The organism is Streptomyces sp. NPDC058697 (genome assembly GCF_042715345.1).
Classification (GTDB): domain Bacteria; phylum Actinomycetota; class Actinomycetes; order Streptomycetales; family Streptomycetaceae; genus Streptomyces; species Streptomyces liliifuscus.
Map to the genome: position 1 here is coordinate 12,453 of NZ_JBHXSU010000035.1, position 13,919 is coordinate 26,371.

General features: G+C 69.6%; 11 protein-coding genes. 7 read left to right on the forward strand and 4 right to left on the reverse strand.

Annotation, left to right across the window (positions count from 1 at the left end; all coding sequences use genetic code 11):
• Window positions 1-137: 137 nt before the first annotated feature.
• Window positions 138-1,166 carry a phosphatase PAP2 family protein gene (locus ACFWXQ_RS42780; protein WP_386270315.1) on the reverse strand — a complete coding sequence of 343 codons (1,029 nt, stop codon included), beginning with the start codon at window positions 1,164-1,166 and terminating at the stop codon, window positions 138-140.
• Between the two features lie 237 nt (window positions 1,167-1,403).
• On the reverse strand, window positions 1,404-2,573 hold the full coding sequence (locus tag ACFWXQ_RS42785) for a glycosyltransferase family 39 protein (RefSeq protein ID WP_383956312.1): 1,170 nt from the start codon (window positions 2,571-2,573) through the stop codon (window positions 1,404-1,406).
• 260 nt (window positions 2,574-2,833) lie between these two features.
• On the opposite strand from ACFWXQ_RS42785, the gene ACFWXQ_RS42790 reads away from it, so the two are divergent.
• Together ACFWXQ_RS42790 and ACFWXQ_RS42795 are read left to right on the forward strand one after the other, a co-directional pair.
• Window positions 2,834-4,447: an MFS transporter gene (locus ACFWXQ_RS42790; RefSeq protein ID WP_383956309.1), complete on the forward strand. Its 1,614-nt coding sequence runs from the start codon at window positions 2,834-2,836 to the stop codon at window positions 4,445-4,447.
• A 297-nt stretch (window positions 4,448-4,744) separates the two neighbouring features.
• A complete protein-coding gene (locus ACFWXQ_RS42795) occupies window positions 4,745-5,977 on the forward strand; it encodes an acyl-CoA dehydrogenase family protein (protein ID WP_383956306.1) in 1,233 nt (410 codons plus the stop codon).
• Between the two features lie 207 nt (window positions 5,978-6,184).
• On the opposite strand, the gene ACFWXQ_RS42800 is transcribed toward ACFWXQ_RS42795, so the two are convergent.
• Window positions 6,185-6,628, reverse strand: a complete 444-nt coding sequence (locus ACFWXQ_RS42800; protein ID WP_143635919.1) for a cell division protein SepF — start codon at window positions 6,626-6,628, stop codon at window positions 6,185-6,187.
• A 289-nt stretch (window positions 6,629-6,917) separates the two neighbouring features.
• Between ACFWXQ_RS42800 and ACFWXQ_RS42805 the strand changes: the two genes are divergently transcribed.
• Complete coding sequence (locus ACFWXQ_RS42805) at window positions 6,918-8,090, forward strand: DUF5685 family protein (protein ID WP_383949200.1); 1,173 nt, start codon at window positions 6,918-6,920, stop codon at window positions 8,088-8,090.
• A gap of 12 nt (window positions 8,091-8,102) precedes the next feature.
• Here ACFWXQ_RS42805 and ACFWXQ_RS42810 read toward each other — a convergent pair whose 3' ends face one another.
• Window positions 8,103-9,050, reverse strand: a complete 948-nt coding sequence (locus ACFWXQ_RS42810) for an ABC transporter substrate-binding protein (RefSeq protein ID WP_383949197.1) — start codon at window positions 9,048-9,050, stop codon at window positions 8,103-8,105.
• A gap of 444 nt (window positions 9,051-9,494) precedes the next feature.
• Here ACFWXQ_RS42810 and ACFWXQ_RS42815 point away from each other — a divergent pair, with 444 nt between their 5' ends.
• The 4 genes from ACFWXQ_RS42815 to ACFWXQ_RS42830 all read left to right on the forward strand — a co-directional run bounded on the left by ACFWXQ_RS42815 (window position 9,495) and on the right by ACFWXQ_RS42830 (window position 13,877).
• A complete protein-coding gene (locus tag ACFWXQ_RS42815; RefSeq protein WP_383949194.1) occupies window positions 9,495-10,340 on the forward strand; it encodes an amino acid ABC transporter permease in 846 nt (281 codons plus the stop codon).
• Entirely contained in the window at window positions 10,337-12,124 is a 1,788-nt protein-coding gene (locus tag ACFWXQ_RS42820) for an FAD/NAD(P)-binding protein (protein WP_383949191.1), read from the forward strand. The genes ACFWXQ_RS42815 and ACFWXQ_RS42820 overlap by 4 nt, the downstream gene beginning before the upstream one ends.
• A gap of 68 nt (window positions 12,125-12,192) precedes the next feature.
• Window positions 12,193-13,074, forward strand: coding sequence for an amino acid ABC transporter permease (locus ACFWXQ_RS42825; protein WP_383949188.1), 882 nt, complete (start codon window positions 12,193-12,195; stop codon window positions 13,072-13,074).
• Window positions 13,071-13,877 carry an amino acid ABC transporter ATP-binding protein gene (locus ACFWXQ_RS42830; protein ID WP_383949185.1) on the forward strand — a complete coding sequence of 269 codons (807 nt, stop codon included), beginning with the start codon at window positions 13,071-13,073 and terminating at the stop codon, window positions 13,875-13,877. The genes ACFWXQ_RS42825 and ACFWXQ_RS42830 overlap by 4 nt, the downstream gene beginning before the upstream one ends.
• The last annotated feature ends 42 nt before the right edge of the window (window positions 13,878-13,919 follow it).

The following is a 13,919-nucleotide window of genomic DNA, read 5'->3' on the forward strand; positions in this document are numbered from 1 at the left end:
CACACCGTGAGGCGTGCACGTCGTGAGAGCGCGCTTCGTGAAGCACGGCAGGCACGGCGAAGGCCCCGGCTGCAGAAGCCGGGGCCTTCGCCGTGCGCGGGGCGTGGTGTGTGCGTACCGGGCCCCGCAGTCCTCGCTCAGCCGCCCGTCAGCGGGCGGGCCGAGGTGGTGCCACGTGTCACTCGGTCCGACTGTGGGGGTCTTCGGCTGCCGACGGGCGTCACCGGGGTGCGCTCCGAGCGGGTCAGATGCGGGCCCGGCGCCAGGTAGCCGCCCTGCGGGCGCGGCGGCCGCGAGGCGGCCACCGGCTCGCGCACCACGGGCTCCTCCTCGTCGGCAGGGCTGTCGAGCGGGGAGAGCGCCGCGTGCGCGCCCACCGGGGCGGCCGGAACCGGCGCGGTGCCGCGACGGCGGGCGCGCCAGGCGTCGCGCAGGTCGAAGATGGCGGTCTCGGCGCGCGCGATCAGCGGCTCGCACCAGGGCAGCGCGAGGAGGATCAGCAGGCCGGCGGCCCAGCCGAGCACCACGTCGCTCAACCAGTGCGTACCGAGGTAGACGGTGGTCAGCCCGACGCCGAGGGAGACCACGGCGGAGAGGGCCGACAGCCAGCGGCGGGCCCATGGCGTCGAGGCCAGATAGGCGAGGATGCCCCAGGTCACGACGGCGTTGGCGGTGTGGCCCGAAGGAAATATGTCGCCGCCCAGCCACATCTCGTTCGAGCCGACGTTGGTCGCGTAGTGCGGACCGAGACGGCCCATGCTCAGCTTCGCGGCGCCCACCGTGATGTTCAGCAGCAGCAGCGAGGCGCCCAGGACGAGCAGCGGGCGCAGGGTGTGCTGCCGCCAGGAACGCCAGCCCAGCCAGGCCGCGATCATCACGGCGGTGGGGCCGCGCTGGCCCAGCACCACGTAGTAGTCGAGGAAGGCGTGGATCTCCGGCCACTGCTGGTAGGGCCGGAAGAACATGACCTGCCAGTCGAACCGGACCAGCCACGACGTGATCACGATGGCCCACACGATGGCGATGTAGAAGGCGAGCGTGGACGCGAAGAGGACCACTCGGTGCCGGCTCATCCTGGGCACGTCGATGTGGGCCGGTCGTTCCGGCTCACGGTCCAGCCGGGCGAAGACCCGGTCCAGACGAGTCAGCTTTCGTTCGGTACGCACTCAATCGACGTTACAGCGAGTGAGCTGTGTTGCAGGCCGAAGCACTCTCTTTGTGATGACGATGTGATGTGGGATTGCTCTCAGGAGGGCGTTTATTTCCTTGGATTATGGAATCCCTCGTGCGCTCTTCCTTCCATTCCATTGATCATTCCAATGTGAAGTTTTGGGACGCGTTTGAATTCGTTCACCGAATGCTCGCACGCACTTCTCCAGCTTTTCACCCGCGACCCTGGGTGATCATGGCGGTCCTGAGCCGTTCAGCCAGAAGGCGCCGTACGCCGCCGAGGCCACCGCCAGACCGCCCAGCACCCACGCCGACCTGGAGGTTCGCAGTCGGGCGAGGGCCAGGGCGGGGGGCAGCAGCAGGGGGAAGGCGGGCAGCAGAAGGCGTGGTTTCGAGCCGAAGTAGCTCGACGCGCACAGGGCGAGGGCGGTGACGACCCCCGCGTACACCAGAAGTGGCAGCGGCTGCCGCTGCCGTACGCAGATCACGTACAGCCAGACCAGCAGGCCGACCCCGATGATCAGTGCGAGTCCGGCGAGGGCCGACGGGAACGAGGTGAACTTGTCGGCGACGAAGCGGGCGAAGGCGTAGCCGCCGTCGAAGCCGTTGCGCCAGCCCGCCTGGACGTCGAGATAGCCCAGCGGGCCCTTCCCCGTGTGATGGCCGACCCACAGGACGTAGCCGGCGGCGCCGAGGGGCGCGAGCAGCATCGCCGGCGCGCGCCGCCATCTCGGTGCGCCGGTCTGTGCCGGAACACTCCGCTCCCGTACGAACGAGGCGATCGCCGCCACCCAGACGGCCGCGACCGCCGCCGCGCCCACCGGACGGGTCAGGCCGGCCAGCGACGCGAGGAGGCCCGCGGTCAGCCAGCGGCCGGTCAGCACCGCGTACAGCGACCAGGCGGCGAGCGCCGTGAACAGTGACTCGCTGTACGCCATCGACTGCACGATGCCGACGGGCAGGACCGCCCACAGCAGCACCGCGCAGATCCCGGCCCGGCTCCCGTACACATGGTCCGCGACCGCGAAGATCCCCCAGGCCGCGGCGAGCGAGGCCAGCGCGCCGACCAGCAGACCCGCGTCCGCGTACGAGAGAGGGGTGACCGCCGCGAAGGCCCGCTCCAGCCAGGGCAGCAGCGGGAAGAACGCCAGGTTCGAGTGCACGTCCCCGTTGGGCAGCCGCACCTCATAGCCGTAGCCGAGCTCGGCGACCCGCGTGTACCAGAGGGAGTCCCAGCGGGCGGAGAGCAGCTGGTGCGGGCTCTTGTCCCGCGCGGCGCTCCACACCGCCAGCGTCACCAGGCCCAGCGCGCGCACCGCCGCGTATCCAAGGAGAGCGGGCGCGGCACGGCGCCAGGCGGGTCCCGCACGGGGCGGCGCGACGGGCGTTTCAAGATCGGTCACGGGCTCGATTATCGACGCCGCCCGGAACCGGGGACCCCGGCGGGGCGTGCTTGCCGACGGGGAAGCGTGGCGCATGCCACACGTGTCGATAAGGAACGTGAGAGGTCCGCCACCTGTCCTCGGCGGGAACTCGCGTACCCTGACCACTCACTCGCCTTTGTTGCGTGGGCCCGGGACACCGCTCCTCCCGGGCCGCAGCCGCAGGGAGTCCCCACCCAGCGGATCCGCCGAACGCGAGGGAACATCTGGGAGGTACGTACATGTCCGGGACGACCACGGCCGCTGCGCGTTGCCGTCGGGAGACCGGGGCCGGTGCAAACCGCTGGGTAGTCCTCATCGTCCTCTGCGTCAGCCTGCTGCTCGTCGCCGTCGACGCCACCGTGCTGCACGTCGCCGTGCCCGCCGTCACCGAGGACCTCACACCCGGCGCGATAGAGCTGCTCTGGATCGTCGACATCTACCCGCTCGTCTGCGCCTCGCTGCTGATTCTCTTCGGCACGCTGGGTGACCGAGTCGGCCGCAGACGCGTCCTTCTCCTCGGGTACGCGCTCTTCGGCGTCGCATCCGCCATAGCGGCCCTCGCCGACACCGCGCAGGTGCTGATCGCGGCGCGCGCCCTGCTCGGCGTCGGCGGCGCGATGATCATGCCCGCCACACTGTCGATCCTGCGGCAGGTCTTTCCCGACCGACGCGAGCGGGCGCTCGCGATCGGTGTCTGGAGCGCCGTCGCCGCGGTCGGCGCGGCCGTCGGACCCCTGCTCGGCGGGTTCCTGCTCGAACACTTCTGGTGGGGCTCGGTCTTCCTCATCAACATCCCGCTGATGCTCGTCAGCCTGCCCGTCGGGCGGCTGCTGCTGCCCGAGTCGACCGGTGACGGCGACGGGCCGTGGGACGTCGTCGGCGCGCTGATGGCCGCGGCCGGACTCTTCGGCGTCGTTCTCGGCGTGAAGCGGCTCGGCGGCGGAGAGGCCCCGCTGAGCGCCTTCACGGCGGTGCCGCTCCTCGTCGGCGCCGGACTGCTCTTCGCCTTCGTACGGCGACAGCGGCGGCGTCGGCACCCGCTCGTCGACCTGAAGATGTTCTCGCGGCCGGCCTTCAGTACGTCCGTGGGGTGCATCGTGCTCGCGATGCTCGCGCTCGTCGGTCTTGAGCTGATCGCCGCGCAGTATCTCCAGCTCGTGCTGGAGCTCTCTCCGCTGGAGACCGGGCTGCGGCTGTTGCCGCTCACCATCGCCGCGATGGCCGCGGGGCTCGTCGGGGCGAAGCTGCTGCAGCGGTTCGGGCCGCGGACCATGGTCTGTTCCGGGTTCTGTCTCACCGCCGCGGCGGTGATCATGCTGACGGGGATGGGGAGCCACGACAACGCTCCGCTGCTGCTGACCGGGTTCGTGCTGCTCGGGTTCGGGCTGGAGGTGACGCTCTTCGGGGCGTACGAGTCGATGCTGAGCGAGGCTCCGCAGGAGCAGGCCGGTGGGGCCGCGGCGATCGGGGAGACGTCGTACCAGCTCGGGGCCGGGATCGGGATCGCGCTGCTCGGAAGTGTGATGAACGCGGCGTACTCGCCCGGACTGGCGTCCGTTCCAGGAGTCTCTGCCGGGGAGTCCGCTGCGGCTCGGCATTCCCTGGGGGAGGCGTATGAGGTCGCCGGGCAGTTGGGCGGGGGGCCCGGGGAGGCGTTGCGGCATGCTGCGCGGCATGCGTTTGTGCATGGGCTGCATGTGACGTTGCTGGTGAGTGCGGGGTTGTTGTTGCTGGGGGCGGTGATGGCTCTGCGGTTGCCTCGGGGGATGGAGTGTGGGGCGGTGGCGGCTGGGGTTGAGGTGCCTGGGCCTCGGGAGGCGGAGGCTTCTCTGCGGGTGGAGTCTGTTGGGTGACTGGTTGGGGGTGGTTGCGCTTTCATGCTTTTCCCGCCCGCACCGCCCGTTGAGCCCGTCCTTCCCGTGCGGGTTTCCTGTGGGGCGACTCGCCGTCGGCGGCCGCGGGGCCGTAGCGGCCAAGCCCCGGGTAGCCCCGCTCAACCGGGTGAGGTCCCAGGTGGCCTCGCTCAAGTGCACCGGCCCTCGCCGCCCCGTGCCACGCGGAGTTGTCCTGGACGTGCGCGACACTGCGTCGTAACGTCGGGCTCTGCCCGTGGTTAACAGTGCTAGTTTTTCGTGCCGGAGGCCTCTGTCATGTCTGCTTCCTCGTTCTCACCCTCGTCCTCACCCTCTTCCTCTTCACCTTCCTCGAAGTTGCCGCCGTTCGATCCCGCTGATCCGCTCGGTGTGGATGATCTGTTGAGCGCGGAGGATCTGGCGGTCCGGGGGACCGTGCGGGCTTGGGCGGCGGATCGGGTGCTGCCGTATGTGGCCGAGTGGTACGAGAAGGGTGAACTGCCCGGGATCCGGGAGCTGGCGCGGGAGTTGGGGGAGATCGGCGCGCTGGGGATGTCGCTCGACGGGTACGGGTGTGCCGGGGCCTCCGCCGTGCAGTACGGGCTCGCCTGTCTGGAGCTGGAGGCCGCCGACTCGGGGATCCGCTCGCTCGTCTCCGTGCAGGGATCGCTCGCGATGTACGCCATCCACCGCTTCGGCAGCGAGGAGCAGAAGCAGGCGTGGCTGCCGAGGATGGCCTCGGGCGAGGTCATCGGGTGCTTCGGGCTCACCGAGCCCGATCACGGGTCCGATCCCGGGGGCATGCGTACCTACGCCAAGCGGGACGGCGGGGACTGGGTTCTCACCGGGCGGAAGATGTGGATCACCAACGGGTCCGTGGCGGGCGTGGCCGTCGTGTGGGCCCGGACCGATGACGGGATCCGCGGGTTCGTCGTGCCCACCGACCGTCCCGGGTTCTCCGCGCCCGAGATCAAGCACAAGTGGTCACTGCGTGCCTCGGTCACCAGCGAGTTGGTGCTCGACGAGGTGCGGCTGCCGGGCGATGCGGTGCTGCCCGACGTCACCGGGCTGAAGGGGCCGCTCAGCTGTCTTTCGCATGCCCGGTACGGGATCGTGTGGGGCGCGATGGGTGCCGCGCGGTCCAGTTTCGAGGCGGCGGTCGAGTATGCCAAGACGCGCGAGCAGTTCGGGCGGCCCATCGGCGGATTCCAGCTCACCCAGGCCAAACTCGCCGACATGGCCGTCGAACTGCACAAGGGGATTCTGCTCGCCCATCACCTCGGGCGGCGCATGGACGCGGGACGACTGCGTCCCGAGCAGGTCAGCTTCGGCAAGCTCAACAACGTACGAGAAGCGATCGACATCTGCCGTACGGCGCGGACGATTCTCGGCGCCAACGGAATCTCGCTCGAATACCCCGTGATGCGGCACGCCACGAATCTCGAGTCGGTGCTGACGTACGAAGGCACCGTCGAGATGCACCAGTTGGTACTGGGCAAGGCGCTCACCGGTCTCGACGCGTTCCGGTAGGCGAGTTCCTACCGCGGCGCCGAGCGGCGGGCCCGGCGAGTGAGCCGAAGGGGCGCGCCTGTGTCGAGAGGCCTGGGGGTCCCCCCGGACGGAGTCCGGGGGAGCGCGGAGGCCCGACGAAGGAGGGCTGAGCACGGTCGGCCTCTCGACACAGGCTTTGGCGCCCCGGAGGCGAACCGAGCCCAAATAAGCAACGCGCGGCCCTGCTCAGCTCTGGTTGAAGAAGCCGTCCGCGCGGCGGCCGGCGGGCTCCCCGCTGACGATTTCGGTGTCGGCGGGGGTCAGCAGGAAAACCCGGTTCGACACACGCTCGATCGAGCCGCGCAGGCCGAAGATCAGGCCGGCCGCGAAGTCGACGACGCGCTTGGCGTCGGCCGCCTCCATGGCCGTGAGGTTCATGATGACGGGAACGCCGTCGCGGAAGAGCTCGCCGATGCCACGGGCGTCCCGGAAGCTGTCCGGGGTGACCGTGCCGATCCGGCGGCCCTTCTCCTCGGCCGCTTCCGACGCCACCTTCACACGCGGGTCCGTGACCCAGGCATCCCTGGCTCCGGTCTCGGACCCTTCTGCGTAATCGTCGTCGTAGTAACGCTCGTCATCGTTGTCGTCGACGAGGCCAAGCCAGGCACTCGCCTTGCGCACCGATCCCATGGACGCCTCCTCTCACAGCGGTCTTTCTTTTCTCCGCATCCCCATGGTCGTGCATGATGCGGATGTCGCGCCAAGGGGATAGACGCCGCGCGGGGGTTTCGTGACGGTACTGGTGCACAGCGAATTCGTCGAGAGGCCGCGTACCCCAAGGGTCGTGCCGTACACCGCTGCTGACTGAGAGTGAAATATGATTCTTCACGGCGGACGGGTGACGGCTGGAGCGTACGGGTGAACGGGGTGGTCGGTACGATGCCGCAGCTCAACGTCGTACACACCACGGGGGATCGTCGTGTTCGGAATCGTCAGGCCATGCACTCATCGGCTCGGGGAAAGCCTCAAAACCCAATGGATGGCGCATTTGTGCGGGCTGTGTCTCGCACTTCGCGGGGATCACGGACAGTTCGCACGGGTCGTCACGAACTACGACGGCTTGCTGATATCGGTTCTGACGGAGGCTCAGGCCGAGCGCGCCAGTGGATGGCGGCGCACGGCGGGGCCCTGTCCATTGCGCGGAATGCGGAGCGCTTCGGTAGCCCAGGGTGAGGGAGCCCGGCTCGCGGCCGCCGTCTCGCTGGTGCTCGCCTCCGCGAAGATGCGCGACCACATGGCCGACGGGGACGGACTGCTGGCCCGCCGGCCGGTCGCGCTCGCGGCCCGCCGGGTCGCCGTGAACTGGGGGCGGGCGGGTGCCCGTACGGGTTCCGCCGTCGGCTTCGACACCGCCGTACTGGTCGACGCCGTGGACCGGCAGGTGGGCATCGAGGCGCTCGCCGGGCCCGGCACCCCGCTGCTGACCGTCACCGAACCGACCGAGACCGCGACCGCCGCGGCCTTCGCGCACACCGCGATCCTGGCCGGACGGCCCGGCAACGCGGAGCCGCTCGCCGAGGCCGGCCGGCTCTTCGGACGGCTCGCCCATCTCCTGGACGCCGTGGAGGACAGGGAAACCGACGCCGCGTCGGGCGCCTGGAATCCACTGACCGCCACCGGCACCTCCCTGCCGGAGGCCCGGCGGCTCGCCGACGACGCACTGCACGGAATACGGCTGGCGCTCAAGGACGCGGAGTTCACCGACGCGAAGCTGGCGCACGTGCTGCTCGCCCACGAACTGCGCAACTCGGTGGACCGCGCCTTCGGCACCTCCTCCTGCTCGCACCGGGGGGCCGAGCTGTACGGGCCGCCGCCGGGCAACCCGTACGCCCCCTCCGGGCCCGGCGCTCCGCCGCCGCCTCCCGAGCCGCCACGCCGTGACCGGCGCGGACTCCTCGCGGGCTGCGCCGTGTGGATGGGCCTGGCCTGTACGTGCCAGATGTGCTGCTGCGAGTACGACGACCCGTGGAGCGGGGAGCGCAAGGAGGGCATCTGCCGGCGGTGCGACAACTGTGACGACTGCTGCGACGGCTGTGACTGCTGCGGGAACTGCTGTGACGGGTGCGGATGCGATTGCGGCTGCAATTGCTGACCCGCCTGTTCGTCAGTCCTTGAGTTCCGGCGGTGAGATCTCCGACTTCTCGATCGCCGAGCCGGTCGTGCCCCATTTCTTGAGGATCCGGTCGTATGTGCCGTCGGCGATGAGCTTGTTCACCGCGGCCTGGAACGCGGGGGCCAGTTTGGTGCCCTTCTTGAAGGCGAAGCCGACATCGAGACGGTGGAACTCGTTGAGGAACTTCAGCCCTTCCTGCTGGGCGACGGCATAGCGCAGCCCGTTGATGGTGCTCATCACGATGTCGCTGCGGCCCTGCTGGAGCGAGGACCAGATGGCGCCCTGCTCGTTGTAGGTCTGCACCTTGTACGCCTTCCTGCCGGCGTCGGAGCAGACGTGCTTGTTCTCCTCCAGCGTGGCCTCGAAGGTGGTGCCGGCTCCCGTCGCGACGTTCAGACCGCACAGCTGGGCGAGGTCGGTGACCCTGTCCAGCTTGCTGTCCTCGCGGGTGGCGAAGCCCTGGCCGTCGTTGATGTAGGTCACGAAGTCGATGGTCCTGCGGCGCTCGTCGGTGACGCCGAAGTTGCCGACGCCGACGTCGTACTTGCCGCTGTCGAGCGCCGGGAGGATCGCCTCGAAGCTCGCGGCCTCACGCTTCAGCTCGATGCCGAGGACCTTCGCGACGGCGGCCGCGAAGTCGACGTCCTGGCCCGCCAGGGTCTTGCCGTCCTCCAGATAGCTGGTGCCGGGCGGCGTGCCGCCGACGCTGACGGCGAGGGTGAGCGTGTCGGTGCCGGCGGGGAGCAGCTTCGAGGCGGAGGCGTCCGTCCTGAGGGACGAGACGACGTCGGTCGTCGGGATCTTCTGGGACGCGGCCGCGGCCTGGGCGTCACTTCCGCCGTCGGTGCCGGATCCGCACGCGGTGAGCAGCAGCGCCGCGGAAGTGATCAGGGCGAAGGGGACGAAAAGGGCACGGCGGGGCCGTGAGGACGTACTCATGGCGTACGGATCTCCTGGACAGACCTGGGGAGCTGGAAGCGCGAGGGGAGAGGTGCGCGTGTGAAGGCGTGGAGAGGGTGGAGAAAGGTGGGAAACGCAGAAGGCGCCCGCCCATGAAGGGCTCGGGCGCGCAGGGGGTCAGCTCAACAGGAAGAGGACCACACTCGACCGAAGTCGATGTGGGAGCGCTTGACCAGCCACTGCTGCGGATGCATGAGAGCAAGTGGAACAGGCATCCGGTTTGGCGTCAACTGGCGTGAGACGTACGGCTCACAGTGTGGACGGCCTTGACAGCGAGGGGAAACGCCCCCGTACTCTCGGTGCACGGCCTTGCTGAGGGGCTCGGCCGTGCACGCCGTACGACGCCCTCGTGGCGCCACGTGTTCCGCGTGATCTGTGTGAAGGCACCACCCGTGTTCGACCGACGTATCACGGAGCCTTCGCATGTCCTCGCACACCCTTACCAAGGTGGCCGCGCCGCAGGACGCGGTGCCCCCGCGCATCGTCCCGCGCCGCCGCCTCGGCCAGTGGACCGCCGCCGGCGTCGTCCTGATCCTCTTCGGGCTCGCCGTCAACTCCGTCGTCCGCAACGAGGCTTTCCAGTGGGACGTCGTCGGTGACTACTTCACGTCCGCGTCGGTCCTGCGCGGCCTCTGGCTCACCCTCTGGCTGACCGCGCTCGTCATGGCGCTCGGCTTCGCCCTCGGCGCGCTGCTCGCCGCGTTCCGGCTCTCCGCCAACCCCGTGCTGCGCGCGGTGAGCTGGGGATACGTCTGGCTCTTCCGGTCGATGCCGATCCTCGTGCAGCTGCTGTTCTGGTTCAACATCGGTGCGCTCTATCCGACGATCCTCGGGGTCAGGACGGTCAACCTGCTCGGGCCGGTCACGGTCGCGATCATCGGACTCACCCTGCACGAGGCCGCGTACGCCGCCGAGGTGGTCCGCGGCGGGATCCTCTCCGTCGACCGGGGGCAGATCGAGGCCGCGGAGGCGCTCGGGCTGAGCCGGTGGCGCCGCTGGTGGCGGATCGTGCTGCCGCAGGCCATGCGCTCCATCGTGCCGCCCGCCGGGAACATGCTGATCGGCACCCTCAAGGGCACCTCGATCGTCAGCGTGATCGCCGTGCAGGACCTGCTCTACTCCGTGCAGCTCGTCTACCACCGCACCTATCAGGTCATCCCGCTCCTGATGGTGGCCACGCTCTGGTACGTCGTCGTCACCTCGGTGCTCAGCGTCGGCCAGTACTACGTCGAGCGGCACTACGCGCGCGGTTCGGAGCGCACGCGATGAGCCGGGTCGCTGTACGCCCCTCGCTGGTGATCGTGGGAGCCGGGCCGCGGGGGACCGGACTCCTGGAACGGATCGCCGCCAACGCGCCCGGACTGTACGGGAGTTCGGAGGGGCTCGACATCCATCTCGTCGACCCCTACCCGCCGGGCGGCGGCCGTATCTGGCGCGAGGCGCAGTCGCCGCTGCTGTGGATGAACTCCGAGGCGCAGGACGTCACGATGTTCACCGACGAGACGGTCGACATGGCCGGGCCGGTGCGCGAGGGCCCCACGCTGCACGAGTGGGCCGCACTCGACGGACGCGTCTTCGCGGACCGGCAACGGCAGGGCACGTACATGCGCTGGGTCTACGAGCAGACCGTCGCCGCGCTCCCGCCGGGCATCCGCGTCCACCATCACGCCCGCCGAGCCCTGCGGGTCACCGGCCCGCGCGAGGGGCGTCAGCAGGTGTGGCTGGAGGGCCGGCCGCGCCCGCTCCTCGCCGACCTGGTCGTCCTCACGCTCGGCCACCTCGATGCCGAACTGGACGACGAGCAGCGCGAGTTGGCCGCGTACGCCCGTGCTCACGACCTCGTCCATCTGCCGCCGGACTTCACCGCCGACAGTGACCTGTCCGCCCTCGCGCCGGGCGAACCGGTGCTCGTACGCGGCTTCGGGCTCGCCTTCGTCGACCTGATGGTGCTGCTCACCGAAGGGCGTGGCGGGCGCTACGAGACGGGCGCGGACGGGGAGTTGACGTACAGGGCGTCCGGGCGCGAGCCCGTGCTGCACGTCGGGTCGCGGCGCGGAGTCCCGTACCACTCGAAGATCGGCTACGACTGGACCGGTGAACGGCCGCCGCTGCCACGGTTCTTCGGACCGGGTGAGGTGGACGCGCTGCTCGCGCGCCCCGGCGGGTTCGACTTCCGGCGGGACGTGTGGCCGCTAGTCGAGAAGGAACTGGGCTTCGCGCACTTCCACCGGCTGTTCACGGCACACCCCGGGCGCACGGACATGGCCTGGACGGACTTCGAGGAGAAGTACGCGGCCGGTGACAGTGCCGAGATCCAGGCCCTGGTCGCCTCGGCCGTGCCCGACACCGCCGACCGGTTCGACCCGGCCGCGCTCGACCATCCGCTGGACGGGGTGCGCCATGCCTCGTACGACGAACTCCAGGACGGCCTGCGGGCCTACATCGAAGGGGACCTGACCCGGCGTCACGACCCTTCGCACAGCGCGGACATGGCGGTCTTCCTCGGACTCCTGTCCGTCTACGGGCAGTTGGTGCGGCTCGGTGACATCGGGTCCTGGTGGCACGGCTTCTTCAGCTATCTGGCGTCGGGGCCACCCGGACCGCGGCTGCGGCAGATGCTCGCCCTGTCCCGGGCGGGGGTGCTCAGGTTCCTGGGCGCCGGCATGACCGTATCGGCATCGGACGGCGTCTTCCGGGCCGGGAGCGCGGGCGTGCCGGGGGAGTACGTCGAGGCACGGGCGCTCGTCGAGGCGCGGCTGCCGCATCCCACGGTCGAGCGGACGCGCGACTCGCTGCTGCGCGAGCTGTACGCAGAGGGGGCCGCGGCGACCCCCGAGGGGCTGCTCGCCGTGGACCCCGCCGACGGGCGTGTCCTCGACCGCTCCGGCGCCCCGCATCCACGGCGATTCGCGCTCGGACCGCACACCGACGCCCGCGGCTCCGGCGCCTTCACCCGGCCGCGCACGGGAGGGCCCGCCTTCCGGCAGAACGACGCAACGGCGCGCGCGGCGCTGGCCTTTCTGTGCGCGCTGTCCTGTAGCGCCGCCGCGTAACCGCACCCTCCGCACCCCCGGCGTCCCCGCTCGCTTCCCTCATCCAGAGGACACCCAGAGGAACTCCCATGTCGCTGACCAGTGATCCACCCCTTGCCAGAACATCCGCCGAGCCCGAGGACTACGGCGCGCTCAAGGTCGTGCCCGTACGCCATCCCTGGCGCTGGGTCGCGGTGGTCGTGACCGCCGTGCTGCTCGCGCAGTTCGTCCACGGGCTCGCCACCAACTCCGGCTGGGAGTGGGAGGTGTTCGCCGAGTTCTTCACCGCGGAGGTGATCCTCAAGGCGGTCTGGGTGACGCTCCAACTCACCTTTTACGGAACGGCGTTGGGATTCGCTCTCGGTATCGTCCTGGCCTTCATGCGGCTGTCGGCCAGCCCGTTCCTGAAGGCCGTCTCCTTCGCGTACATCTGGGCGTTCCGGTCGATCCCGCTGATCGTGCAGCTGCTCTTCTGGTTCAACCTGGCCTACCTCTACAAGGAGTTGCAGTTCGGCATCCCGTTCGGGCCCGGCTTCTTCTCCTTCGACACGATGGGCCTGGTCGGCGCGATGAGCGCGGCCGTGCTGGGGCTGGCCCTGCACCAGGCCGCGTACGCAGCGGAGATCGTGCGCGGCGGCGTGCTGTCCGTCGACAGCGGACAGTTGGAGGCGGCGGCCGCGCTCGGCATCCCCAGGCTGCGGCAGATCCGGCGGATCGTGCTGCCGCAGGCGATGCGCTCCATCCTGCCCAACGCCGCCAACGAGGTGATCTCCCTCTTCAAGGGCACCTCCATCGTCTCCGTCATGGCGATCGGCGAACTCTTCTACCAGGTCCAGGTCATCTACGGACGCAACGGCCGGGTCGTACCGCTGCTCATGGTCGCGACGGCCTGGTACATCCTCCTGACCACCGCGCTCTCGGTCCTCCAGCACTACGTCGAACGACACTTCGCGAAGGGAAGCACCCGATGAGCGCGCCGCTGACCAAGGATCCGACCAAGGACGGGGCGGCCGCCGCCCCCATGGTCGACATCAAGTCCGTCCACAAGAGCTTCGGTTCGCTCGAAGTCCTCAAGGGCGTCGATCTGGAGGTGCGGACCGGTGAGGTCACCGTCGTCCTCGGCCCGTCAGGATCCGGCAAGTCCACACTGCTGCGGACCATCAACCACCTGGAGAAGGTCGACCAGGGCTGGATCAGCGTGGACGGTTCGCTGGTCGGCTACCGGCGCTCCGGCGACAAGCTGTACGAGCTGCGCGAACGGGAGATCCTCAGGCAGCGCACCCGGATCGGGTTCGTCTTCCAGAACTTCAACCTCTTCCCGCATCTCACGGTGCTGGAGAACATCGTCGAGGCCCCGGTCTCCGCGCTGAAGCGGTCCCGCAAGGACGTCACCGTGACCGCGCGCGGGCTGCTCGACCGGGTCGGGCTCGCCGACAAGGCCGACGCCTACCCGAAGCAGCTCTCCGGGGGACAGCAGCAGCGCGTGGCCATCGCCCGCGCGCTCGCCCTGGAGCCGAAACTGCTGCTCTTCGACGAGCCGACGTCCGCGCTCGACCCCGAGCTGGTCGGTGAAGTCCTCGACGTCATCAAGGACCTGGCCCACCAGGGCACCACGATGATCGTCGTCACCCACGAGATCGGCTTCGCCCGCGAGGTCGCCGACACCGTCGTCTTCATGGACGACGGCCGGATCGTCGAACAGGGCACCCCCGGCGACGTACTCGACCGGCCGCGGCACGAACGCACCCGCGCTTTCCTCTCCAAGGTCCTCTGACCTCGTCCCTCCCTGTTTCTGTTCGTTGTTTCTGTTCGTTCC

Excerpts from the sequence above, each read along its gene's own strand:
- ACFWXQ_RS42830 (WP_383949185.1), top strand. The coding sequence starts at position 13,071 with ATGAGCGCGCCGCTGACCAAGGATCCGACCAAGGACGGGGCGGCCGCC.
- ACFWXQ_RS42820 (WP_383949191.1), top strand. The coding sequence starts at position 10,337 with ATGAGCCGGGTCGCTGTACGCCCCTCGCTGGTGATCGTGGGAGCCGGG.
- ACFWXQ_RS42810 (WP_383949197.1), bottom strand. The coding sequence starts at position 9,050 with ATGAGTACGTCCTCACGGCCCCGCCGTGCCCTTTTCGTCCCCTTCGCC.
- ACFWXQ_RS42790 (WP_383956309.1), top strand. The coding sequence starts at position 2,834 with ATGTCCGGGACGACCACGGCCGCTGCGCGTTGCCGTCGGGAGACCGGG.
- ACFWXQ_RS42815 (WP_383949194.1), top strand. The coding sequence starts at position 9,495 with ATGTCCTCGCACACCCTTACCAAGGTGGCCGCGCCGCAGGACGCGGTG.
- ACFWXQ_RS42800 (WP_143635919.1), bottom strand. The coding sequence starts at position 6,628 with ATGGGATCGGTGCGCAAGGCGAGTGCCTGGCTTGGCCTCGTCGACGAC.
- ACFWXQ_RS42825 (WP_383949188.1), top strand. The coding sequence starts at position 12,193 with ATGTCGCTGACCAGTGATCCACCCCTTGCCAGAACATCCGCCGAGCCC.
- ACFWXQ_RS42795 (WP_383956306.1), top strand. The coding sequence starts at position 4,745 with ATGTCTGCTTCCTCGTTCTCACCCTCGTCCTCACCCTCTTCCTCTTCA.